Annotated in this window: 31 protein-coding genes; 1 reads left to right on the forward strand and 30 read right to left on the reverse strand. The window is 63.3% G+C overall.

Annotated features, from left to right (window positions below; genetic code table 11):
* Positions 1-431: 431 nt before the first annotated feature.
* Entirely contained in the window at positions 432-1,820 is a 1,389-nt protein-coding gene (locus RAN53_RS13990; protein WP_305797427.1) for an MFS transporter, read from the reverse strand.
* 175 nt (positions 1,821-1,995) lie between these two features.
* Between RAN53_RS13990 and uvrA the strand changes: the two genes are divergently transcribed.
* Positions 1,996-4,857: an excinuclease ABC subunit UvrA gene (gene uvrA, locus RAN53_RS13995; RefSeq protein WP_305797428.1), complete on the forward strand. Its 2,862-nt coding sequence runs from the start codon at positions 1,996-1,998 to the stop codon at positions 4,855-4,857.
* Positions 4,858-5,175: 318 nt separating this feature from the next.
* Here uvrA and rplQ read toward each other — a convergent pair whose 3' ends face one another.
* The 29 genes from rplQ to tuf all read right to left on the reverse strand — a co-directional run bounded on the left by rplQ (position 5,176) and on the right by tuf (position 20,285).
* Positions 5,176-5,565, reverse strand: coding sequence for a 50S ribosomal protein L17 (gene rplQ / locus RAN53_RS14000; RefSeq protein WP_161430193.1), 390 nt, complete (start codon positions 5,563-5,565; stop codon positions 5,176-5,178).
* Between the two features lie 39 nt (positions 5,566-5,604).
* Positions 5,605-6,603, reverse strand: a complete 999-nt coding sequence (locus tag RAN53_RS14005) for a DNA-directed RNA polymerase subunit alpha (protein WP_305797429.1) — start codon at positions 6,601-6,603, stop codon at positions 5,605-5,607.
* Positions 6,604-6,689: 86 nt separating this feature from the next.
* Positions 6,690-7,310 (reverse strand): 30S ribosomal protein S4, encoded by a 621-nt coding sequence (rpsD, locus tag RAN53_RS14010; RefSeq protein WP_305797430.1) that lies wholly within the window; start codon positions 7,308-7,310, stop codon positions 6,690-6,692.
* Between the two features lie 12 nt (positions 7,311-7,322).
* Entirely contained in the window at positions 7,323-7,709 is a 387-nt protein-coding gene (gene rpsK / locus RAN53_RS14015) for a 30S ribosomal protein S11 (RefSeq protein ID WP_132044117.1), read from the reverse strand.
* A gap of 39 nt (positions 7,710-7,748) precedes the next feature.
* Positions 7,749-8,105: a 30S ribosomal protein S13 gene (rpsM, locus tag RAN53_RS14020; RefSeq protein WP_161430190.1), complete on the reverse strand. Its 357-nt coding sequence runs from the start codon at positions 8,103-8,105 to the stop codon at positions 7,749-7,751.
* 126 nt (positions 8,106-8,231) lie between these two features.
* Complete coding sequence (gene rpmJ / locus RAN53_RS14025; protein WP_031384759.1) at positions 8,232-8,345, reverse strand: 50S ribosomal protein L36; 114 nt, start codon at positions 8,343-8,345, stop codon at positions 8,232-8,234.
* A gap of 72 nt (positions 8,346-8,417) precedes the next feature.
* Positions 8,418-9,749 carry a preprotein translocase subunit SecY gene (gene secY, locus RAN53_RS14030; RefSeq protein WP_305797431.1) on the reverse strand — a complete coding sequence of 444 codons (1,332 nt, stop codon included), beginning with the start codon at positions 9,747-9,749 and terminating at the stop codon, positions 8,418-8,420.
* Positions 9,750-10,184, reverse strand: coding sequence for a 50S ribosomal protein L15 (rplO, locus tag RAN53_RS14035; RefSeq protein WP_161430189.1), 435 nt, complete (start codon positions 10,182-10,184; stop codon positions 9,750-9,752).
* A gap of 3 nt (positions 10,185-10,187) precedes the next feature.
* Complete coding sequence (gene rpmD / locus RAN53_RS14040; RefSeq protein WP_305797432.1) at positions 10,188-10,373, reverse strand: 50S ribosomal protein L30; 186 nt, start codon at positions 10,371-10,373, stop codon at positions 10,188-10,190.
* A 5-nt stretch (positions 10,374-10,378) separates the two neighbouring features.
* Positions 10,379-10,879: a 30S ribosomal protein S5 gene (gene rpsE, locus RAN53_RS14045; protein ID WP_213311999.1), complete on the reverse strand. Its 501-nt coding sequence runs from the start codon at positions 10,877-10,879 to the stop codon at positions 10,379-10,381.
* A gap of 11 nt (positions 10,880-10,890) precedes the next feature.
* Positions 10,891-11,241: a 50S ribosomal protein L18 gene (rplR, locus tag RAN53_RS14050; protein WP_023007536.1), complete on the reverse strand. Its 351-nt coding sequence runs from the start codon at positions 11,239-11,241 to the stop codon at positions 10,891-10,893.
* Between the two features lie 9 nt (positions 11,242-11,250).
* Entirely contained in the window at positions 11,251-11,781 is a 531-nt protein-coding gene (rplF, locus tag RAN53_RS14055; RefSeq protein WP_305797433.1) for a 50S ribosomal protein L6, read from the reverse strand.
* 9 nt (positions 11,782-11,790) lie between these two features.
* The gene (gene rpsH / locus RAN53_RS14060; RefSeq protein ID WP_305797434.1) at positions 11,791-12,183 is read right to left on the reverse strand and encodes a 30S ribosomal protein S8; all 393 of its coding nucleotides are present in this window, start codon (positions 12,181-12,183) and stop codon (positions 11,791-11,793) included.
* A gap of 29 nt (positions 12,184-12,212) precedes the next feature.
* Positions 12,213-12,518 carry a 30S ribosomal protein S14 gene (gene rpsN, locus RAN53_RS14065; protein ID WP_161430184.1) on the reverse strand — a complete coding sequence of 102 codons (306 nt, stop codon included), beginning with the start codon at positions 12,516-12,518 and terminating at the stop codon, positions 12,213-12,215.
* 11 nt (positions 12,519-12,529) lie between these two features.
* Positions 12,530-13,069: a 50S ribosomal protein L5 gene (gene rplE / locus RAN53_RS14070; protein ID WP_305797435.1), complete on the reverse strand. Its 540-nt coding sequence runs from the start codon at positions 13,067-13,069 to the stop codon at positions 12,530-12,532.
* Positions 13,070-13,087: 18 nt separating this feature from the next.
* Positions 13,088-13,402, reverse strand: a complete 315-nt coding sequence (rplX, locus tag RAN53_RS14075; RefSeq protein WP_305797436.1) for a 50S ribosomal protein L24 — start codon at positions 13,400-13,402, stop codon at positions 13,088-13,090.
* A 14-nt stretch (positions 13,403-13,416) separates the two neighbouring features.
* Positions 13,417-13,788, reverse strand: a complete 372-nt coding sequence (gene rplN / locus RAN53_RS14080) for a 50S ribosomal protein L14 (RefSeq protein WP_027962358.1) — start codon at positions 13,786-13,788, stop codon at positions 13,417-13,419.
* A 40-nt stretch (positions 13,789-13,828) separates the two neighbouring features.
* A complete protein-coding gene (gene rpsQ, locus RAN53_RS14085; protein ID WP_023007543.1) occupies positions 13,829-14,089 on the reverse strand; it encodes a 30S ribosomal protein S17 in 261 nt (86 codons plus the stop codon).
* Between the two features lies 1 nt (position 14,090).
* Positions 14,091-14,282, reverse strand: a complete 192-nt coding sequence (gene rpmC / locus RAN53_RS14090; RefSeq protein ID WP_023007544.1) for a 50S ribosomal protein L29 — start codon at positions 14,280-14,282, stop codon at positions 14,091-14,093.
* Complete coding sequence (gene rplP, locus RAN53_RS14095; RefSeq protein ID WP_023007545.1) at positions 14,282-14,695, reverse strand: 50S ribosomal protein L16; 414 nt, start codon at positions 14,693-14,695, stop codon at positions 14,282-14,284. Before rplP ends, rpmC begins: the two co-directional genes overlap by 1 nt.
* A 15-nt stretch (positions 14,696-14,710) precedes the next feature.
* Positions 14,711-15,409, reverse strand: a complete 699-nt coding sequence (gene rpsC, locus RAN53_RS14100) for a 30S ribosomal protein S3 (RefSeq protein ID WP_305797437.1) — start codon at positions 15,407-15,409, stop codon at positions 14,711-14,713.
* A gap of 11 nt (positions 15,410-15,420) precedes the next feature.
* The gene (gene rplV, locus RAN53_RS14105; protein WP_010626471.1) at positions 15,421-15,753 is read right to left on the reverse strand and encodes a 50S ribosomal protein L22; all 333 of its coding nucleotides are present in this window, start codon (positions 15,751-15,753) and stop codon (positions 15,421-15,423) included.
* Between the two features lie 18 nt (positions 15,754-15,771).
* Entirely contained in the window at positions 15,772-16,047 is a 276-nt protein-coding gene (gene rpsS / locus RAN53_RS14110) for a 30S ribosomal protein S19 (protein WP_084286553.1), read from the reverse strand.
* A 22-nt stretch (positions 16,048-16,069) separates the two neighbouring features.
* The gene (rplB, locus tag RAN53_RS14115) at positions 16,070-16,897 is read right to left on the reverse strand and encodes a 50S ribosomal protein L2 (protein ID WP_305797438.1); all 828 of its coding nucleotides are present in this window, start codon (positions 16,895-16,897) and stop codon (positions 16,070-16,072) included.
* A 17-nt stretch (positions 16,898-16,914) separates the two neighbouring features.
* Entirely contained in the window at positions 16,915-17,211 is a 297-nt protein-coding gene (gene rplW / locus RAN53_RS14120; RefSeq protein ID WP_305797439.1) for a 50S ribosomal protein L23, read from the reverse strand.
* The gene (gene rplD / locus RAN53_RS14125; protein WP_305797440.1) at positions 17,208-17,813 is read right to left on the reverse strand and encodes a 50S ribosomal protein L4; all 606 of its coding nucleotides are present in this window, start codon (positions 17,811-17,813) and stop codon (positions 17,208-17,210) included. Before rplD ends, rplW begins: the two co-directional genes overlap by 4 nt.
* A gap of 14 nt (positions 17,814-17,827) precedes the next feature.
* On the reverse strand, positions 17,828-18,466 hold the full coding sequence (gene rplC, locus RAN53_RS14130; RefSeq protein WP_305797441.1) for a 50S ribosomal protein L3: 639 nt from the start codon (positions 18,464-18,466) through the stop codon (positions 17,828-17,830).
* Positions 18,467-18,617: 151 nt separating this feature from the next.
* Positions 18,618-18,929, reverse strand: a complete 312-nt coding sequence (gene rpsJ / locus RAN53_RS14135; protein ID WP_010626466.1) for a 30S ribosomal protein S10 — start codon at positions 18,927-18,929, stop codon at positions 18,618-18,620.
* 162 nt (positions 18,930-19,091) lie between these two features.
* Complete coding sequence (gene tuf / locus RAN53_RS14140; protein ID WP_305797442.1) at positions 19,092-20,285, reverse strand: elongation factor Tu; 1,194 nt, start codon at positions 20,283-20,285, stop codon at positions 19,092-19,094.
* Positions 20,286-20,293 lie beyond the last annotated feature (8 nt).

Below are 20,293 nucleotides of genomic sequence, written 5' to 3' on the forward strand. Positions count from 1 at the left end.
GAAAAAATGGGCGCTAACCAAAACGCCTTCGCTATTTTCAAACATATGGTGACTATGTCGCTATGCTTATGCAAACGAGCCATACTAAGAGCAGCAGGTTCCTCTCAGCTCTGCTCCTTCGGTTCTATACGACTGCAGCCGGGTGAGCTTTACAGAATCTCTCAGTCATCCAACAACGCAAGGCATCCATAGGTATCTAGCCGCCAGGACTCACAGCCCGACCATAGAGCAGAATCGTATAGTTAGGTGGCAGTGATAAAAGATGACCTTGTTGATGCCACGGGCCATGAGTGACTCCTTGTGATCTTGAATACGATGTCTTGAGTACGTTGTCTTGAGCACAGCGCCATGGATACGCTGTCATGCATGCATCGTGTCGCGGGCCGGGGCCGCCGCCTGGCGCCCCGCGCCATGAAGTGAAGGGCACGCCGTCAGGCGTGCTCCCTTCCCGTATCGATCAGTCTTGCCAGCGCCTCCTCGTCGAGGCGCTGACGATCCACCTTGAGGTAGGCCAGGCGCTCCTCCGGGACGACCAGCACGTCCTCCACGCCGGCCACCTCGGCGAACCTTGCCATCAGGGTCTCCAGGGCATCATCGCCGTGATCGTCGTCAAGCGCCACCACCTCGCTGACCAGGTGCGGCGGCTGACGCATGCCCACCATCACCGCCAGCCAGGCCGTGGTCAACGCGGCGGCGCCGAGGAACACCGCCGGCAGGCCCCACTGCTGGGAGAGGGCCCCGCCCAGCACGCCACCCAGGAAGGCACCCAGGAACTGGCTGGTCGAATAGACCCCCATGGCCGTGCCCTTGGCGCCGGCCGGGGCCAGCTTGCTGATCATCGACGGCAGGGTGGCCTCGAGCAGGTTGAAGCCGATGAAGTAGAGCAGCAGCCAGCCCAGCAGCCCCCAGAGCCCGGCACCGACCATTGCCATGCCCAGCAGGCTGGCCAGCATCGCCGCGATGGCCAGCAGGCACATCGCCTTCATGCGGCGGTACTTCTCGGCGATCACCACCAGCGGCACCATGCCGACGAAGGCCAGCAGCATCACGCCCAGGTAGGCCAGGCCGTGGCGCTCGCTGGGGAGCCCCGCGTCGAGCAGCCGGAAGGGGACCGCGACGAAGATCGCCATCAGCACCAGGTGCAGGGCAAAGATCGAAAGATCCAGGCGCAGCAGGTCGGGGCGCCCCAGGGTGCGCCCCAGCTGGGCGCGGTCGATGCCCACGTCGCGATGGCGCAGGCGCCGCGGCGCCGCCGGCACCAGCTTCCACAGCACCGGCAGCCCCAGGGCGGCCAGGGCGGCGGTGAACCAGAACACCCCGGAGAGGCCGAAGTTGGCCGCCACCAGCGGCCCCAGTACCATGGCCACGGCGAAGGCCACGCCGATGGAGAGACCGATGGTGGCCATGGCGGCGGTACGCACCTGCTCGCGGGTCTGGTCGGCGAGCAGCGCCATGATCGCCGCGGCCACCGCGCCGCTGCCCTGCAGGCAGCGGCCCAGGATCACCCCGCCAATGGTATCGGCAGTCGCCGCCACCACGCTGCCCAGCAGGAACAGCACGAGGCCGCCGGCGATCACCGGCTTGCGCCCCAAGCGGTCGGAGAGCAGGCCGAAGGGAATCTGCAGGGTGGCCTGGGTCAGGCCGTAGATGCCCAGCGCCAGGCCCACCAGCAGCGGTGTGGCGCCGGCCAGATCGTCGGCATACAGGGCCAGCACCGGCAGCACCATGAACAGGCCCAGCATGCGGGTGGCATAGAGACCGGCCAGGCCGGTGATGGCGCGCCGTTCAGCGGGGAGCAGCAGCCCGGAGACCTTGCGCATAGGCGTAGCGATTCTTCCCTGGAGGGGCGTCGTGCGCCCAGGAGTGGACCGCCTATTCTAGCGGTTTGCCACCTGCCAGGGAAAGCCGACATCTACCGCCGCTTTGCCGCCGCCGGACGCCGGCCCGTATAATCGATCTTTTGCCGCGCTCTTTTGCCGCGCTCATGAGGTGGGAATGGACAGGATTCTGGTCAGGGGTGCGCGCACCCACAACCTGAAGAATATCGACGTCGAGCTGCCCCGCGACAGGCTGATCGTGGTCACCGGGCTCTCCGGCTCGGGCAAGTCGTCGTTGGCCTTCGACACGCTCTACGCCGAGGGGCAGCGGCGCTATGTGGAGTCGCTCTCCACCTATGCCCGCCAGTTCCTGTCGATGATGGAGAAGCCCGACGTCGACCATATCGAGGGGCTCTCGCCGGCGATCTCCATCGAGCAGAAGTCCACCTCCCACAACCCGCGCTCCACCGTGGGCACCATCACCGAGATCTACGACTACCTGCGCCTGCTGTTCGCCCGCGCCGGCACTCCGCGCTGCCCGGAGCACGGCGAGGACCTCGAGGCCCAGACCGTCTCCCAGATGGTCGACCAGGTGCTGGCACTGCCCGAGGGCAGCAAGCTGATGCTGCTGGCGCCGGTGGTCAAGGGCCGCAAGGGGGAGCACCTGCAGCTGCTCGCCGAACTGCGCGCCCAGGGCTTCGTGCGCGCCATGGTCGACGGCCAGGTGCTGGAGCTCGACGACATCGCCCCCCTGGAGAAGACCCGCAAGCACGACATCAGCGTGGTGGTGGATCGCATCAAGGTGCGCGAGGGCCTGCAGCAGCGTCTGGCGGAATCCTTCGAGACCGCCCTGGGCCTCGCCGACGGCGTCGCCATGGTCCACTTCATGGACGGCGAACAGGAGGACATCGCCTTCTCGGCGCGCTTCGCCTGCCCGGTGTGTGGCTACTCCATCGCCGAGCTCGAGCCGCGCATGTTCTCCTTCAACAACCCGGCCGGCGCCTGCTCGACCTGCGACGGCCTGGGGGTGCAGCAAGTCTTCGACCCGGAGAAGCTGATCAGCCATCCGGAGCTCTCCCTGGCCGAGGGCGTGATCAAGGGCTGGGACCGGCGCAGCGTCTTCTACTTCAACCAGCTCCAGGCCGTGGCCGACCACTACCGCTTCACCCTGGAAACGCCGTGGCAGGAGCTGGCGCGCCACGAGCGCGAGGTGATCCTCCACGGCAGCGGCCACGACGAGGTCGCCTTCCACTACGTCAACGACCGCGGCCGCAAGGTGACGCGCGAACACCCCTTCGAGGGCGTGCTGCCCAACCTCCAGCGCCGCTATCGCGAGACCGAGTCGAGCATGGTGCGCGAGGAGCTGGCGCGTTATATCGCCGTGCAGCCCTGCCCGGCCTGCGAGGGCAGCCGGCTGCGCAAGGAGTCGCGCCATGTCTTCATCGACGAGCGCAGCCTGCCGGAGATGGTGCGCCTGCCCATCGGCGAGGCCTGGCGCTACTTCAAGGCGCTCGAGCTGCCCGGGCGCCGCGGCGAGATCGCCGTCAAGATCGTCAACGAGATCCATGCCCGGCTGGAGTTCCTGGTCAACGTGGGCCTCGACTACCTCAACCTGGAGCGCAGCGCCGAGACCCTCTCCGGTGGCGAGGCCCAGCGCATCCGCCTGGCCAGCCAGATCGGTGCCGGCCTGGTGGGTGTGATGTATATCCTCGACGAGCCCTCCATCGGCCTGCACCAGCGCGATAACGACCGCCTGCTGCAGACCCTGGAGCGCCTGCGCGACCTGGGCAATACCGTGATCGTGGTGGAGCATGACGAGGATGCCATCCGCGCCGCCGACCACGTGCTCGACATCGGCCCCGGCGCCGGCGTGCATGGCGGCCGCATCATCGCCCAGGGCACCCCCGCAGAGGTCATCGCCAACCCCGAATCGTTGACCGGGCAGTACCTCGCCGGCACCCGGCGCATCGAGGTGCCGCCCTGGCGCATCCCCGGCAATCCGGAGAAGGTGGTGCGCCTCGCCGGCGCTCGCGGCAACAACCTCCAGGACGTCACCCTCGAGCTGCCGCTGGGGCTGTTCGTGTGCGTCACCGGCGTCTCCGGCTCCGGCAAGTCGACGCTGATCAACTCGACCCTGATGCCCATCGCCGCCCGCGAGCTCAACCACGCCACCAGCCTGACGCCGGCGGCCCACGATGGCATCGAGGGCCTCGATCAGCTCGACAAGGTGATCGACATCGACCAGAGCCCGATCGGGCGCACCCCACGCTCCAATCCGGCCACCTACACCGGCATCTTCACGCCGATCCGCGAGCTGTTCGCCGGCACCCAGGAGGCGCGCTCGCGGGGCTACAAGCCCGGCCGGTTCTCGTTCAACGTCAAGGGCGGGCGCTGCGAGGCGTGCCAGGGCGAGGGCATGATCAAGGTAGAGATGCACTTCCTGCCCGACATCTACGTGCCCTGCGACGTCTGCAAGGGCAAGCGCTACAACCGCGAGACCCTGGAGATCGCCTACAAGGGCAAGAGCATCGACGAGGTGCTGGGGATGACCGTGGAGGAGGCGCTGGCGTTCTTCTCGCCGGTGCCGGCCATCGCCCGCCGCCTGCAGACGCTGCTCGACGTGGGCCTCTCCTACATCCGCCTGGGCCAGAGCGCCATCACCCTCTCGGGCGGCGAGGCCCAGCGTGTGAAGCTGGCCCGGGAGCTGGCCAAGCGCGACACCGGCAAGACCCTCTATATCCTCGACGAGCCCACCACCGGCCTGCACTTCGAGGACATCCGCCAGCTGCTCACCGTGCTGCACCGCCTGCGCGACCACGGCAACACCATCGTGGTGATCGAGCACAACCTGGACGTGATCAAGACCGCCGACTGGATCATCGACCTGGGCCCCGAGGGCGGTGGCGGCGGCGGGCGCATCATCGCCGAGGGCACCCCGGAGCAGGTGGCGCGCAACGCGGCCTCCCACACCGGCCGCTTCCTCAAGCCGCTGCTGGAGCGGGCCAAACACTCACGAAAAGAGACAGCAGGCACGACTTGACGCGACACCGAAGCGAGCGGCGTCGGGGACAGGCCTGGAGGGGGTCCTACGCCAGGGGTGAGAAGCACTGCTTCGAACGGGCTGGCCATGGATGGCCAGCACCGGTCCTGCAAGCGTAGCAGGACGCGAGAGCGAAGCAGGGCGTCGGTAGCGCCCAGGGAGGGGTTCACAGCGCCCCCGCTCAGGCCTGTCGCCGAATGAGCCGCGACTCAGGGACTCCAACAGAATAGTCAGACGCCCCATGAAAAAAACCGGCCCCTTGCGGGAGCCGGTTTTTCTTTACAGCGCTTGCCGGATCGCCGGAAGACCGGCCGAGGATCACTCCTCGGCGGCTTCCTCGTCCTCGACGACCGGACGGTCGACGAGCTCGACGAAGGCCATGGGCGCGTTGTCGCCGGTGCGGAAGCCGCACTTGAGGATACGGACGTAACCGCCCGGACGCTCGACGTAACGCGGACCCAGCTCATTGAAGAGCTTGCCGACCGCTTCCTTCGAGCGGGTGCGGCTGAAGGCCAGACGACGGTTGGCGACGCTGTCCTGCTTGGCCAGGGTGATCAGCGGCTCGATGACGCGACGCAGCTCCTTGGCCTTGGGCAGGGTTGTCTTGATGACCTCGTGCTCGATCAGCGACACGCTCATGTTCTTGAACATGGCCTGGCGATGCGAGCTCGTACGATTGAGGTGACGACCACTCTTACGATGACGCATGGTTGTGATTCCTTACCAAACTGGGACTCGAGTCGGCGCTCACGCGGAGGCCTTGTCGTCCTTCAGGCTTGCCGGCGGCCAGTTTTCCAGCCGCATGCCCAGGGAAAGACCGCGTGCTGCCAGAACGTCCTTGATCTCGTTCAGGGACTTCTTGCCGAGGTTCGGCGTCTTGAGCAGCTCCACCTCGGTGCGCTGGATCAGATCGCCGATGTAGTAGATATTCTCGGCCTTCAGGCAGTTGGCGCTGCGAACGGTCAACTCGAGATCGTCTACGGGGCGCAGCAGGATGGGATCGATATGATCCTCCTCCTCCTCCACTTCCTGTTCCTTGTCGGCTTCCAGATCGACGAACGCGGCCAGCTGATCCTGCAGGATGGTCGCGCTGCGACGGATCGCCTCTTCGGGATCCAGGGTGCCGTCGGTTTCCAGATCGATGATCAGCTTGTCGAGATCGGTGCGCTGTTCGACACGCGCGGCCTCGACGCTGTAGGAAACGCGACGCACGGGGCTGAAGGTCGCATCCAGCTGCAGGCGGCCGATGGCACGAGATTCGTCGTCGGCACCGACACGCGCATCCGCCGGCTCATAGCCGCGGCCGCGAGCGACCTTGAGCTGCATCTTCAGCTCGGCACCCTCGTTGACGTGGCAGATGACATGCTCGGGGTTGACGATCTCGACATCATGGTCGAGAGCGATATCGCCCGCAGTCACGACGGTCGGGCCCTGCTTGTTCAGCGAGAGCACCGCCTCGTCGCGGCTATGCATCTTGATCGCCACATCCTTGAGGTTCAGGAGGATCTCGATGACATCTTCCTGGACGCCCTCGATCGCGCTGTACTCATGCTCGACGCCGCTGATCTCGGCCTCTACCACGGCACAGCCGGGCATGGACGAGAGCAGGATGCGACGCAGGGCATTGCCCAGCGTATGGCCGAAGCCACGCTCGAACGGCTCGAGCACGATCTTCGCGTGGTGTGCACTGATCTCTTCGACCTTGATGTCGCGCGGGCGAAGAAACTCTGTCACTGAACGCTGCATATGAACACCTTTCAGGCTGCCAAACGGATACTGGGTACTCTTGGCCTGCTCCCGCCAGCGGGAGCAGGCACGGCGCTTGGCACCGTTTACTTGGAGTACAGCTCGACGATCAGGGCCTCGTTGATGTCGGCAGACAGGTCGCCGCGCTCGGGCAGCGCCTTGAAGGTGCCTTCCATCTTCTTGGCATCGATCTCGATCCAGGCCACGTCGCCGCGGTTGGCGGCCAGGGCCAGGGCGTTCTGGATGCGCGCCTGATTCTTCGCCTTCTCGCGAACGGAGACGACATCACCGGGCTTGACCTGGTAGGACGCCACGTTGACGCTCTTGCCATTCACGGCGATGGCCTTGTGACTGACCAGCTGCCGAGCCTCGGAGCGGGTCGAGCCGTAGCCCATGCGATAGACGACGTTGTCCAGTCGGGATTCGAGAAGCTGCAGCAACACCTCGCCGGTCGCGCCCTTGAGACGGGCCGCTTCCTTGTAGTAGTTGCGGAACTGCTTCTCGAGTACGCCATACATGCGGCGTACTTTCTGCTTCTCGCGAAGCTGCAAGCCGTATTCGGAAATACGCTGACGGCGCTGGCCGTGCACACCCGGGATCTGCTCGGATTTGCACTTCTTCTCGAAGGGAGTGACACCGCTCTTCAGGAAGAGATCGGTCCCCTCACGACGAGACAGTTTGCACTTCGGTCCAATGTAACGAGCCATGAATCTGTCTCCTTAAACGCGGCGTTTCTTCGGCGGACGGCAGCCATTGTGGGGAATGGGCGTCGCGTCAATGATGCTCTGCACGCGGAAGCCGGCGGCGTTGAGCGCGCGCACGGCGGATTCACGGCCAGGACCGGGGCCCTTGACCAGCACGTCGACGTTTTTCACACCATACTCGGCTGCAGCGGTCGCTGCACGCTCGCTTGCTACTTGAGCAGCGAACGGGGTGCTCTTGCGAGAACCACGAAAACCCGAACCACCGGCAGTTGCCCAGGAGAGAGCATTGCCCTGGCGGTCTGTGATCGTAATGATCGTGTTGTTAAAAGAGGCGTGGATATGCGCAACGGCATCCACCACCTGCTTTTTAACCTTCTTGCGATTGCTACGCGGGTTAGCCATGTTGATGATTCTTCCTGTCTTTACGCCAGAACGTGCGTGTTATTTGCGGATCGGCTTGCGCGGGCCCTTACGGGTACGCGCATTGGTCTTGGTACGCTGACCACGCAGCGGAAGACCACGACGATGACGCAGACCACGGTAGCAACCCAGGTCCATGAGACGCTTGATATTCAGCGTCACATCACGACGAAGGTCACCTTCAACGGTATACTTGCCGACTTCTGAACGCAGGGTGTCGATCTCTTCAGATGACAGTTCCTGGATCTTGGTAGTCGGCGCGATGCCGGACGCGGCACAGATATCCTGTGCCCGAGTGCGGCCAATCCCGAAGATATAGGTCAGCGAGATCGCCGCATGCTTGTTGTCCGGGATATTGACGCCTGCAATACGGGCCATCAGCTTACTCCGAATATGTGAGCGGCTTGCTCGTTGTGTCTACTACAAAAGGCGCAACAGCATACCCCTTTACCCTGCAGAGGGCAAGGGGCATGCCGGCACCCGGTTCAGCGCAGTGCCAGGGGTTCAGCCCTGGCGCTGCTTGTGCCGCGGCTCCGTGCAGATGACGCGGACGGCGCCATTGCGACGGATGATCTTGCAGTTGCGGCACATTTTCTTCACGGAAGCTCGAACTTTCATCGTTCCATCTCCAAAGTCGGCTAGCGAGGCGACCCTTGCGGGCCGCAACGCGCCAGTTCGACGGGCGGCGCCTCAGCGCATGATGCCGCCGCCGCCGTAGCCTTTCAGGTTGGACTTCTTCATCACCGACTCGTACTGATGCGACATGAGGTGCGACTGCACCTGACCCATGAAGTCCATGATAACCACCACCACGATCAGCAGCGAGGTACCGCCGAAGAAGAACGGCACGTTCCAGGCCACAATCAGGAACTGGGGCATCAGGGAAACCGCAGTGATGTACAAGGCGCCAAACAGGGTCAGACGGGTCATGACCTTGTCGACGTAGCGAGCGGTCTGCTCACCAGGACGAATCCCCGGCAGGAAGGCGCCCGACTTCTTGAGGTTGTCGGCCACATCCTTGGGATTGAAGACCAGCGCTGTGTAAAAGAAGCAGAAGAATACCACCGCCGCGGCAAAAAGCAAGATGTACAACGGCTGCCCCGGGCCGAGGGCCTGGGACGCACGCTGCAGCCAGTCGAGACCGTCACCGGCACCCACCCACTGCCCCAGCGACGCCGGGAACAGCAGGATACTGGAGGCGAAGATCGGCGGAATCACACCCGCCATGTTCACCTTCAGCGGCAGGTAACTGCTCTGGCCGGCGTACATCTTGTTGCCGACCTGACGACGCGGATAGTTCACGGTGATGCGGCGCTGACCGCGCTCGATGAACACCACGAAGGCCACGGTGGCCACGCCCAGGGCAGTGAGGGCCAGCAGCGGCAGGACGTTCCACGCCCCTTCGTTGCGGGCCAGCTCGAAGGCCTGGCCGACGGCGCCGGGCAGCCCCGCCACGATACCGGCGAAGATCAGCAGCGAGATGCCGTTGCCGATCCCCTTCTCGGTGATCTGCTCACCCAGCCACATCAGGAACACCGCACCACCCACGAAGGTGACGATGGCGGTGAAAAAGAAGCTGAAGTCGGCGGTATAGGCGATGCCCTGGCTGGCCAGGCCCACCGACATGCCGGTGGCCTGGACCAGCGCCAGGGCCACGGTGCCGTAGCGGGTGTACTGGCTGATCTTGCGACGCCCGGCCTCACCTTCCTTCTTGAGCTGCTCGAGATGGGGCGAGACGGCGGTCAGCAGCTGCATGATGATCGACGCCGAGATGTAGGGCATGATGCCCAGGGCGAAGATGCTCATGCGCTCCAGGGCGCCACCCGAGAACATGTTGAACATGCCGAGGATGGTGCCCTGCTGCTCCCTGAACAAGGCAGCGAGCTGGTCAGGATTCATACCGGGCACGGGGATGTGGGCACCGATACGGTACACCACGATGGCGAGGAGCACGAAGCGCAGACGCGCCCACAGTTCACCCAGACCGCTGCCCATCGCCGGCATTTTTCCTGACTTCGCCATTTAGTCCTCTACCTTGCCACCGGCGGCTTCGATCGCGGCACGGGCACCCTGGGTGACCTTGAGGCCGCGGACGGTAACCGCCTTGTTCAGATCGCCGGAGAGGATCACCTTCGCATGCAGCGTGGCGTCCTTCAGCACGTTGGCCTGCTTGAGGGTCTCGAGGGTGACCTCGTCACCGGCAACCTTGGCCAGTTCGGCCAGGCGCACTTCCTCGGAGACCAGCGACTTCGCGGAGGTGAAGCCGAACTTCGGCAGACGCCGCTGCAGCGGCATCTGGCCGCCCTCGAAGCCGGGCTTGACGCTGCCGCCGCTGCGCGACTTCTGGCCCTTGTGGCCGCGGCCACCGGTCTTGCCCAGACCGGAGCCGATGCCACGACCGACGCGCTTCTCGGCGTGCTTGGAGCCCGGTGCCGGGCTCAGGCTATTGAGTTTCATGGATTACTCTCCCTCAACGCGCACAAGGTAGTTTACCTTGTGGATCATGCCGCGCACGGCGGGGGTATCTTCCAGTTCAACCGTATGACCGATGCGGCGCAGGCCGAGGCCCTGAATGGTGGCCTTGTGCTTGCCCAACACGCCGATGGTGCTGCGGGTCTGGGTAACCTTGATCGTTGCTGCTGCCATGGTGCTCACCCCGTGATCGCTTCGACAGGCATACCGCGCTTGGCGGCGATGTCTTCCGGCGACTGCATGGCGGTCAGGCCCCTGACGGTAGCCCGCACCACGTTCACCGGGTTGGTGGAACCGTAGCACTTGGCCAGTACGTCATGGACACCAGCCAGCTCCAGCACGGAGCGCATGGCGCCGCCGGCGATGATGCCGGTACCCTCGGAGGCGGGCTGCATGTACACCTTGGAGGCTCCGTGACGGGCCTTGACCGGGTACTGCAGGGTGCCGCCGGAGAGGTGCACCTTGACCATGTTGCGACGCGCCTGGTCCATCGCCTTCTGGATCGCGACCGGCACTTCACGCGCCTTGCCGCGGCCGAAGCCAACACGACCCTTGCCGTCACCCACGACGGTCAGGGCGGTGAAACCGAAGATACGGCCACCCTTGACCACCTTGGCAACACGGTTGACCTGTACCAGTTTCTCCTGGAGGTCGCCGCTTTGCTGTTCGTTCTTCGCCATCGTAAAACCCTTTAGAATTCCAGGCCGCCTTCACGAGCGGCGTCGGCCAGGGCCTTGACGCGGCCGTGGTACTTGAAACCGGCGCGATCGAAGGCTACCTGGGTGATGCCCGCTTCCTTGGCGCGCTCGGCAATCAGCGCGCCAACCTTGGCGGCGGCGTCGGCGTTGCCAGTCGCACCCTCACGCAGTGCCTTGTCCAGCGTGGAAGCGCTGGCCAGGACCTTGCCACCATCCGGCGAGATGATCTGCGCGTAGATGTGACGCGGGGTACGGTTGACGCACAGGCGATACACGCCCAGCTCGCGGATCTTGGCGCGAGCGCGGCGGGCACGACGGAGACGAGATTCTTTCTTCGCGTTCATAACCCTGCCTTACTTCTTCTTGGCTTCTTTGCGACGCACCTGCTCGTCGGCGTACCTGACACCCTTGCCCTTGTAGGGCTCGGGCGGACGGAAGGCGCGGATTTCCGCGGCGACCTGACCGAGTGCCTGCTTGTCCGCGCTCTTCAGCACGATCTGGGTGTTCTTGGGCGTTTCCGCCGTGACACCTTCAGGCAGTGAGTACTCGACCGGGTGCGAGAAGCCCAGTGACAGATTGAGCGTCTGGCCCTTGGCCTGGGCACGATAACCGACGCCGATGATTTCGAGGGAACGGGTGAAGCCTTCGCTCACGCCGGTCACCAGGTTCTGAACCAGGGCGCGGGTAGTACCGGCCATGGCCCAGCTCTTGGCAGACTCGCTGGGGGCGAAGGTCAGCTGACCCTCTTCCTGACCCACCACCACATCGCGGTGGATGGTCAGTGACAGTGTGCCCTGGCCGCCCTTGGCGGTCAGCTGGTCACCGTCGAGCTTGATCTCGACGCCAGCGGGCACTTTAACTGGATATTTGGCTACGCGGGACATTCCAAACTCCTAGAATACGGTGCAGATGACTTCGCCACCGACACCGGCCTTGCGAGCCGCGCGATCGGTCATCACCCCGTTGGAGGTGGTGACGATAGCGATACCCAGGCCATCGGCGACCTTCGGCAAGTCGTCCTTGCCCTTGTACTGGCGCAGAGACGGCTTGGAAACTCGCTGAATGTGCTCGATGACCGGCTTGCCCTCGAAGTACTTGAGGGTCACGGTCAGCTCGGGCTTGGCGCTTTCGGACACCACGAAGTCGTTGATGTAACCCTCTTCCTTCAATACGCGGGCCACCTCGACCTTGAGGCGGGAGGACGGCATGGTGACCGTCTCCTTGGTGGCCATCTGCGCATTGCGGATACGGGTGAACATATCCGCCAGAGTGTCTTGCATGCTCATTTACGTTGCGCTCCTGATTCTTGCGTGGCTTACCAGCTGGACTTCTTGAGTCCGGGGACATCGCCACGCATGGCGGCTTCACGCAGCTTGTTGCGGCCGAGGCCGAACTTGTTGTAGAAGCCGTGCGGACGGCCAGTGATGCGGCAGCGGTTACGCTGACGCACCGGGCTGGAGTCACGCGGCAGCTGCTGCAGCTTAAGCGTTGCCTCGAAGCGCTCTTCGTCGGAAGCATTCACGTCCTGGATGATCGCCTTGAGCTGGCTGCGCTTGGCGGCATACTTCTCCACCAGCTTGGTGCGCTTGAGCTCACGCTCTACCATGCTTTTCTTTGCCATGATCCCACCCCTTATTTCTTGAACGGGAAGTTCAGCGCGCTCAGCAGCGCACGACCTTCATCATCGGTGTTGGCGGTGGTGGTGATGGTGACATCCAGACCACGAATCCGGTCGATCTTATCATACTCGAGCTCCGGAAAGATGATCTGCTCACGCACCCCCATCGAGTAGTTGCCACGACCGTCGAAGGACTTCGGGTTGAGACCACGGAAGTCACGAACGCGGGGGATCGCGATATTCACCAGGCGATCGAGGAAGTCCCACATGCGCGCACTGCGCAGTGTGACCTTGATCCCGATCGGCCAGCCTTCACGCACCTTGAAGCCCGCGATGGACTTGCGTGCCTTGGTCACCATCGGCTTCTGACCGGAGAGCTTCTCCAGGTCACCGATGGCATTGTCGATCAGCTTCTTGTCGCTGGTCGCTTCGCCGATGCCCATATTCAGAGTCACCTTGGTGATCCGTGGCACCTGCATCACGTTGGCGTAGCTGAACTGCTCTTTGAGTTGAGCCACCACCTCGTTCTGATAACGTTCTTTCAAGTTCGCCATTTTGCTACCCGACTCGCGTTAGGCGTCGATCTGCGTCTGCGTCGACTTGTAGATACGTACCTTGGTACCGTCTTCCTGAACCTGGAAGCCGACGCGATCCGCCTTTCCGGTCTCCTGGTTGAAGATGGCCACGTTGGACGCGTGAATCGGAGCCTCGCGCTCGACGATACCGCCTTGATTACCCGCCATGGGATTGGGCTTGGTGTGACGCTTGATCATGTTCACACCGGACACCACGAAGCGGTTTTCGAGAACCCGCTTGATGGTGCCACGCTTGCCCTTGTCCTTGCCGGCGATGACGATTACTTCATCGTCACGTTTGATCTTTTGCATATCCGCCTCGCTCCTTACAGCACTTCAGGCGCCAAGGAAATGATCTTCATGAACTTCTCGTTACGAAGCTCACGGGTCACTGGCCCGAAGATACGGGTGCCGATCGGCTGGTCGTTGGTGTTGTTCAACAGAACCGCCGCATTTCCGTCGAAGCGGATCAGCGAGCCGTCGGAACGACGGACACCGCTGCGGGTGCGTACCACCACCGCCTTGAGGACCTGGCCTTTCTTGACCTTGCCCCGCGGGATGGCTTCCTTCACCGTGACCTTGATGATGTCACCAACGTGGGCGTAGCGACGGTGTGAACCGCCCAGCACCTTGATGCATTGCACCCGGCGCGCCCCGCTGTTGTCGGCGACATCCAGCATTGTCTGAGTCTGAATCATCGGTTTTCTCCAAACCTAATCTGACAGCAGGTGTTGGGACTTAGCCCTTGGCCTGCTCGACCACCTCGACCAGCGTCCAGGACTTGGTCTTGGACAGCGGACGGCACTCCTGGATGGAGACCGTATCACCGGCCTTCGCCTGGTTAGCCTCGTCATGGGCGTGCAGCTTGGTGGAGCGCTTTACGTACTTGCCGTAGATCGGATGACGCACACGGCGCTCGATCATCACAACGATGGACTTGTCCATCTTGTCGCTCACCACCTTGCCGGTGAGCGTACGGGTTTTCTTCTCTTCGGCCATCTCAGTCACCTGCCTTCTCGTTGAGCACAGTCTTCACCCGGGCGATGTCCCGACGAACCTGCTTGAGCAAGTGCGTCTGGCTGAGCTGGCCGGTGGCCTTCTGCATGCGCAGGTTGAACTGCTCGCGGAGGAGTTCGAGGAGCTGATCATTCAGCTCGTCGACTGACTTTTCACGGATTTCCTGGGCTTTCATCACATCACCGTCCGTTTCACAAAGGTGGTGGAGACCGGGAACTTCTGCGCCGCCAGGCCGAAGGCCTCGCGGGCGAGCTCCTCGGACACGCCTTCGATCTCGTAAAGGATCCGGCCGGGCTGGATCTGTGCGACCCAGTACTCGACGGAGCCCTTACCCTTACCCATACGGACTTCGAGGGGCTTCTTGGAGATCGGCTTGTCCGGGAAGACCCGGATCCAGATCTTGCCGCCACGCTTCACGTGGCGGGTGATCGCACGACGACCGGCCTCGATCTGACGGGCGGTGATGCGGCCACGGCCGGTGGCCTTGAGGCCATATTCGCCGAAGCTGACCTTGCTTCCGCGATGCGCCAGGCCACGATTGCGGCCCTTCTGCATCTTGCGGAACTTCATACGCTTGGGTTGTAACATCGACTCGCTCTCCCCTTACCTGGAACCTTTCTTCTTGGAGGGCGCGGCCTGCGGCTGTTTAGCCTTGGCGCGTACCTCCTCGATGCCCCCGAGGATTTCACCCTTGAAGACCCACACCTTGACACCGATGATGCCGTAGGTGGTCTTGGCCTCGTAGGTGGCGTAGTCGATGTCCGCACGCAGCGTATGCAGCGGAACACGACCTTCCCGATACCACTCGGTGCGGGCGATTTCCGCGCCGCCGAGACGACCGGAGAGCATCACCTTGATGCCGCCGGCGCCCAGGCGCATGGCGTTCTGGACGGAACGCTTCATGGCACGACGGAACATCACGCGGCGCTCGAGCTGGCCAGCGATGTTCTGGGCCACGAGCATGGCGTCCAGCTCGGGCTTGCGAACTTCCTCGATGTTGACGTGCACGGGCACGCCCATCATCGCGGTGACGTCGCGACGCAGCCGGTCAACGTCCTCACCCTTCTTGCCGATCACGATGCCCGGACGGGCAGTGTGAATGGTAATACGGGCGTTGTTGGCCGGACGCTCGATGGTAATGCGGCTCACGGAGGCGTTCTTGAGACGCTCCTCCAGGAAGCGGCGAACCTCGAGGTCGCTGTTGAGCTTGTCGGCATAGGCGCCGCGCTCGGCATACCACACCGAGGTATGGTCCTTGACGATACCCAGGCGGATGCCTGTTGGATTGACTTTCTGACCCATCTGGTCGACTCCTACTTCTCGGCTACCTTGACGGTGATGTGGCAGGTGCGCTTCAAGATACGATCCGCGCGGCCCTTGGCACGCGGCTTGATACGCTTGAGCGTCATGCCCTCATCGACGCAGATGGTCGAGACACGCAGCTCGTCGATATCCATGCCGTTATTTTCTTCCGCATTCGCGATGGCGGACTGCAGCACCTTCTTGACCAGCTTGGCAGCCTTCTTCGGTGAGAAGGTCAGCAGGTCCAGTGCCTCGGCGACCGGTTTACCGCGCACCTGGTCAGCCACCAAACGGGCCTTCTGGGCGGATAAACGAGCGCCACGCAGCTTAGCTGTGACTTCCATCTCTCAATCCTCTCTGGCTTACCGTTTGGCTTTCTTGTCCGCCGCATGACCGCGATAAAGGCGGGTAGCAGCGAATTCGCCCAGCTTGTGGCCAACCATTTCCTCGGAGACATGCACCGGGACGTGCTGGCGACCGTTATGGACAGCAATGGTGAGCCCGACCATGTTGGGCAGGATCATGGAGCGACGCGACCAGGTCTTGATCGGCTTGCGGTCGCTCTTTTCCACTGCAGCCTCAACCTTCTTCAACAGATGAAGGTCAATAAAGGGACCTTTCTTCAGTGAACGTGGCACAGCCGTTACCTCTTAAAGTGTGTTACTTGGCCTTGCGGCGACGAACGATCAGCTTGTCGGTGCGCTTGTTCTTGCGGGTCTTGTGGCCCTTGGTGGGAACACCCCACGGAGACACCGGGTGACGACCACCGCTGGTGCGGCCTTCACCGCCACCGTGCGGGTGATCCACCGGGTTCATGGCCACGCCGCGAACGGTCGGACGCACACCTTTCCAGCGCTTCGCACCGGCCTTGCCAAGCTGACGCAGGCTGTGCTCTGAATTGCCCACTTCCCCCAGGGTCGCGCGGCACTCGCTGAGCACCTTGCGCATCTCGCCGGAGCGCAGGCGCAGGGTAGCGTAGTTGCCTTCACGAGCGACCAGCTGGGCGCTGGTGCCGGCGCTGCGAGCGATCTGGGCGCCCTTGCCGGGCTTGAGCTCGATGCAGTGCACGGTGGAACCCAGCGGAATGTTACGCAGCGGAAGCGCATTGCCCTTCTTGATCGCCGCGTTGACGCCGGACTCAAGACGGTCGCCGGCGCTCACGCCCTTGGGGGCGATGATGTAGCGACGCTCGCCGTCCAGGTACTTGAGCAGCGCGATGTTGGCGCTGCGGTTCGGATCGTACTCCAGACGCTCGACGATGGCCGGAACGCCATCCTTGGTGCGCTTGAAGTCGATGATCCGGTAGTGCTGACGGTGTCCACCGCCCACGTGACGGGTGGTGATACGACCGTTGTTGTTACGTCCGCCGCTGCGCGACTGCTTCTCGAGCAGGGGCGCATGGGGCGCGCCCTTGTAGAGCTCGTCGTTCACGACCTTTACAAGGTGGCGACGACCGGCGGATGTGGGTTTGGTCTTGACGATTGCCATTGTCCGTACTCCTGCCCTTATTCGGCGCCAGAGAAGTCTTCAAGGGTCTCGCCGGCGGCCAGCGTAACGTAGGCCTTGCGATACCCCTTGCGGTGACCCAGACCATGCGCGGTGCGCTTGGTCTTGCCCTTGACGTTCAGCGCCTGAACGCGGTCGACCTTCTTGCCGAACAGGGCCTCGACGGCCTTCTTGATCTCGGGCTTGGTCGCGTCGCCGGCCACCTTGAACACGTACTGGTTGCGTTCGGCAGCCATGGCGGCCTTTTCGGTCACGTGCGGACCGAGCAGCACCTTGAATACACGCTCCTGGTTCATGCCAGCTTCTCCTCGAATTTACGCAGGGCGGAGACGGTGGCCAGCACCTTGTCGAAGGCGACCAGGCTCACCGGATCGGCGGCGGCCACATCGACCACATCCACGTTGGGGATGTTGCGGGCGGCCAGGTAGAGCTTCTCGTCGACTTCCTCGGTGACGATCAGCACCTTCTCCAGGCCCAGCTCGTTGAGCTTGGCGACCAGTAGCTTGGTCCGCGGCTCGTCGACGGTGATCTCCTCGACGGCCACCAGACGATCCTGACGCACCAGCTCGGAGAGGATCGAGCGCATCGCCGCACGGTACATCTTCCGGTTGACCTTCTGGGTGTAGTCCTGGGGACGAGCCGCGAAGGTCACGCCGCCGCTGCGCCACAGCGGAGAGCGGATGGTACCGGCGCGAGCGCGACCGGTGCCCTTCTGACGCCACGGCTTCTTACCGCCGCCACGCACGTCGGAACGGTTCTTCTGAGCGCGGGTACCCTGACGACCACCGGCCAGATAGGCGGTGACGACCTGGTGCACGAGCGCTTCATTGAATTCTTTGCCAAAGGTGGCGTCGGACACATCGACGGTGCCGGCGCCGGCAGCAAGATTCAGATTCATCGGTAAGTTCCCCTTCAGCCAGCTTTCACGGCGCTGCGCACGATGACGTCACTGCCGGTGGCACCGGGCACGGCGCCCTTGACCAGCAGCAGATTACGTTCGGCATCGACGCGCACGACTTCGAGACTCTGGACGGTGCAACGCACGTTGCCCATCTGGCCAGCCATCTTCTTGCCCTTGAACACTCGTCCAGGGGTCTGGCACATGCCGATGGAACCCGGCGCGCGGTGCGACAGGGAGTTACCGTGGCTATTGTCCTGGGTGCGGAAGTTCCAGCGCTTGACGGCGCCCTGGAAGCCCTTGCCCTTGGAGCTGCCGGTCACGTCGATCATCTGACCAGCTTCGAAGAGGGATACGGTGAGTTCGCCGCCCACTGCCGGAGCCTCATCACCTTCTGACAGGCGGAACTCCATCAGCGAACGACCGGCCTCGATACCTGCCTTGGCGAACTGCCCAGCCTGGGCCTTCGACAGGTGCTTGGCCTTGCGGGAGCCAGTTGTGACCTGAACCGCTGCGTAGCCGTCGCTCTCGACGGTCTTGACGCTGGTGACGCGGTTAGGCTCAACCTCGATCACGGTCACGGGCACGGATGCGCCGTCTTCGGTGAAGACACGGGTCATCCCGGCCTTCTTGCCGACTAAACCGATAGTCATTCTCAGTCTCCTATAGTGTACGGGGCTGTCACCCGCTATGGCTGCCCTTTCCAGAGCATTCCACTAGCACGTTGTGTGGCGCCTCACGGCGCGGCGGCTGCTGCTCGAACGTGATGCCGAGCGCTGGGCCGCGGTGTCTAGTGTGGCTAAATCAGTCGAGCTTGATCTGCACGTCCACGCCGGCGGCGAGATCGAGCTTCATCAGGGCATCGACGGTCTTCTCCGTCGGCTCGACGATATCGAGCACGCGCTTGTGCGTGCGAATCTCGTACTGGTCGCGCGCGTCCTTGTTGACGTGCGGCGAGATCAGCACGGTGTAGCGCTCGCGGTTGGTCGGCAGAGGAATCGGACCACGAACCTGGGCGCCGGTACGCTTGGCGGTATCAACGATCTCCGCGGCGGACTGGTCGATCAGGCGATGGTCGAAGGCCTTCAACCTAATGCGAATCTTCTGGTTCTGCATTTGCCCTAACTCCAATGGATTCTGACGGCGCGAGCCGTCAACCCACGCATTCAAAGGATGCGCATTATAGGCACGCCGGCGACGAGAGTCAAACACTCGTTACCGGTGCGCAGAAGGGGGCTCCTCACGGAGCCCCCTTCGATCGTTCAAGCAGCGAAACGCTTACTCGACGATCTTGGCCACGACGCCGGCGCCGACGGTACGGCCGCCTTCACGGATGGCGAAGCGCAGGCCGTCATCCATGGCGATCGGAGCGATCAGGGTGACAACCATCTTGACGTTGTCGCCCGGCATGACCATCTCGACGCCTTCCGGCAGCTCACAGGTACCGGTGATGTCGGTGGTACGGAAGTAGAACTGCGGACGATAGCCCTTGAAGAACGGAGTGTGACGACCACCCTCGTCCTTGGACAGCACGTACACCTCGGCCTCGAACTTGGTGTGCGGGGTGATGGTGCCCGGCTTGGCCAGGACCTGACCACGCTCGACGTCGTCACGCTTGGTGCCGCGCAGCAGGGCGCCGACGTTCTCACCGGCACGACCTTCGTCGAGCAGCTTGCGGAACATCTCGACGCCGGTCACGACGGTCTTGACGGTGTCCTTGATACCGACGATCTCGACTTCCTCGCCAGCCTTGACGATGCCGCGCTCGACGCGACCGGTCACCACGGTGCCACGACCGGAGATGGAGAACACGTCCTCGATCGGCATCAGGAACGGCTGATCGATGGCACGCTCCGGCTCCGGGATGTAGTCGTCCAGGGCCTTGATCAGGTTGGCAACGGCGGTGGTACCCATGCCGTTGTCGTCCTTGCCTTCCAGGGCCATCAGGGCGGAACCGGTGATGATCGGGGTGTCGTCACCCGGGAAGTCGTACTCGTCGAGGAGCTCACGAACTTCCATCTCGACCAGCTCGAGCAGCTCTTCGTCGTCGACCATGTCGGCCTTGTTCAGGAACACGACGATGTACGGAACGCCGACCTGACGCGACAGCAGGATGTGCTCGCGAGTCTGCGGCATGGGGCCGTCGGCGGCGGACACGACCAGGATCGCGCCGTCCATCTGGGCGGCACCGGTGATCATGTTCTTGACGTAGTCGGCGTGTCCCGGGCAGTCGACGTGGGCGTAGTGACGCGCCTCGGACTGGTACTCGACGTGGGAGGTGGCGATGGTGATACCACGCTCACGCTCTTCCGGGGCGTTGTCGATGGCGTCGAACTCGCTCCAGTCACCACCGAACACCTCGGCGGAGACGCGGGTCAGGGCCGCTGTCAGCGTGGTCTTGCCGTGGTCGACGTGACCGATGGTGCCGACGTTGACGTGCGGTTTGGAACGCTCAAATTTTTCCTTAGCCACTGCTATAA

The organism is Halomonas sp. SSL-5, from assembly GCF_030708455.1.
Classification (GTDB): domain Bacteria; phylum Pseudomonadota; class Gammaproteobacteria; order Pseudomonadales; family Halomonadaceae; genus Halomonas.

What these genes read in the sequence shown, in the direction of transcription:
- RAN53_RS13990 (WP_305797427.1), bottom strand. Translation starts at nt 1,820, where the DNA reads ATGCGCAAGGTCTCCGGGCTGCTGCTCCCCGCTGAACGGCGCGCCATC.
- uvrA (WP_305797428.1), top strand. Translation starts at nt 1,996, where the DNA reads ATGGACAGGATTCTGGTCAGGGGTGCGCGCACCCACAACCTGAAGAAT.
- rplQ (WP_161430193.1), bottom strand. Translation starts at nt 5,565, where the DNA reads ATGCGTCATCGTAAGAGTGGTCGTCACCTCAATCGTACGAGCTCGCAT.
- RAN53_RS14005 (WP_305797429.1), bottom strand. Translation starts at nt 6,603, where the DNA reads ATGCAGCGTTCAGTGACAGAGTTTCTTCGCCCGCGCGACATCAAGGTC.
- rpsD (WP_305797430.1), bottom strand. Translation starts at nt 7,310, where the DNA reads ATGGCTCGTTACATTGGACCGAAGTGCAAACTGTCTCGTCGTGAGGGG.
- rpsK (WP_132044117.1), bottom strand. Translation starts at nt 7,709, where the DNA reads ATGGCTAACCCGCGTAGCAATCGCAAGAAGGTTAAAAAGCAGGTGGTG.
- rpsM (WP_161430190.1), bottom strand. Translation starts at nt 8,105, where the DNA reads ATGGCCCGTATTGCAGGCGTCAATATCCCGGACAACAAGCATGCGGCG.
- rpmJ (WP_031384759.1), bottom strand. Translation starts at nt 8,345, where the DNA reads ATGAAAGTTCGAGCTTCCGTGAAGAAAATGTGCCGCAACTGCAAGATC.
- secY (WP_305797431.1), bottom strand. Translation starts at nt 9,749, where the DNA reads ATGGCGAAGTCAGGAAAAATGCCGGCGATGGGCAGCGGTCTGGGTGAA.
- rplO (WP_161430189.1), bottom strand. Translation starts at nt 10,184, where the DNA reads ATGAAACTCAATAGCCTGAGCCCGGCACCGGGCTCCAAGCACGCCGAG.
- rpmD (WP_305797432.1), bottom strand. Translation starts at nt 10,373, where the DNA reads ATGGCAGCAGCAACGATCAAGGTTACCCAGACCCGCAGCACCATCGGC.
- rpsE (WP_213311999.1), bottom strand. Translation starts at nt 10,879, where the DNA reads ATGGCGAAGAACGAACAGCAAAGCGGCGACCTCCAGGAGAAACTGGTA.
- rplR (WP_023007536.1), bottom strand. Translation starts at nt 11,241, where the DNA reads ATGAACGCGAAGAAAGAATCTCGTCTCCGTCGTGCCCGCCGCGCTCGC.
- rplF (WP_305797433.1), bottom strand. Translation starts at nt 11,781, where the DNA reads ATGTCCCGCGTAGCCAAATATCCAGTTAAAGTGCCCGCTGGCGTCGAG.
- rpsH (WP_305797434.1), bottom strand. Translation starts at nt 12,183, where the DNA reads ATGAGCATGCAAGACACTCTGGCGGATATGTTCACCCGTATCCGCAAT.
- rpsN (WP_161430184.1), bottom strand. Translation starts at nt 12,518, where the DNA reads ATGGCAAAGAAAAGCATGGTAGAGCGTGAGCTCAAGCGCACCAAGCTG.
- rplE (WP_305797435.1), bottom strand. Translation starts at nt 13,069, where the DNA reads ATGGCGAACTTGAAAGAACGTTATCAGAACGAGGTGGTGGCTCAACTC.
- rplX (WP_305797436.1), bottom strand. Translation starts at nt 13,402, where the DNA reads ATGCAAAAGATCAAACGTGACGATGAAGTAATCGTCATCGCCGGCAAG.
- rplN (WP_027962358.1), bottom strand. Translation starts at nt 13,788, where the DNA reads ATGATTCAGACTCAGACAATGCTGGATGTCGCCGACAACAGCGGGGCG.
- rpsQ (WP_023007543.1), bottom strand. Translation starts at nt 14,089, where the DNA reads ATGGCCGAAGAGAAGAAAACCCGTACGCTCACCGGCAAGGTGGTGAGC.
- rpmC (WP_023007544.1), bottom strand. Translation starts at nt 14,282, where the DNA reads ATGAAAGCCCAGGAAATCCGTGAAAAGTCAGTCGACGAGCTGAATGAT.
- rplP (WP_023007545.1), bottom strand. Translation starts at nt 14,695, where the DNA reads ATGTTACAACCCAAGCGTATGAAGTTCCGCAAGATGCAGAAGGGCCGC.
- rpsC (WP_305797437.1), bottom strand. Translation starts at nt 15,409, where the DNA reads ATGGGTCAGAAAGTCAATCCAACAGGCATCCGCCTGGGTATCGTCAAG.
- rplV (WP_010626471.1), bottom strand. Translation starts at nt 15,753, where the DNA reads ATGGAAGTCACAGCTAAGCTGCGTGGCGCTCGTTTATCCGCCCAGAAG.
- rplB (WP_305797438.1), bottom strand. Translation starts at nt 16,897, where the DNA reads ATGGCAATCGTCAAGACCAAACCCACATCCGCCGGTCGTCGCCACCTT.
- rplW (WP_305797439.1), bottom strand. Translation starts at nt 17,211, where the DNA reads ATGAACCAGGAGCGTGTATTCAAGGTGCTGCTCGGTCCGCACGTGACC.
- rplD (WP_305797440.1), bottom strand. Translation starts at nt 17,813, where the DNA reads ATGAATCTGAATCTTGCTGCCGGCGCCGGCACCGTCGATGTGTCCGAC.
- rplC (WP_305797441.1), bottom strand. Translation starts at nt 18,466, where the DNA reads ATGACTATCGGTTTAGTCGGCAAGAAGGCCGGGATGACCCGTGTCTTC.
- rpsJ (WP_010626466.1), bottom strand. Translation starts at nt 18,929, where the DNA reads ATGCAGAACCAGAAGATTCGCATTAGGTTGAAGGCCTTCGACCATCGC.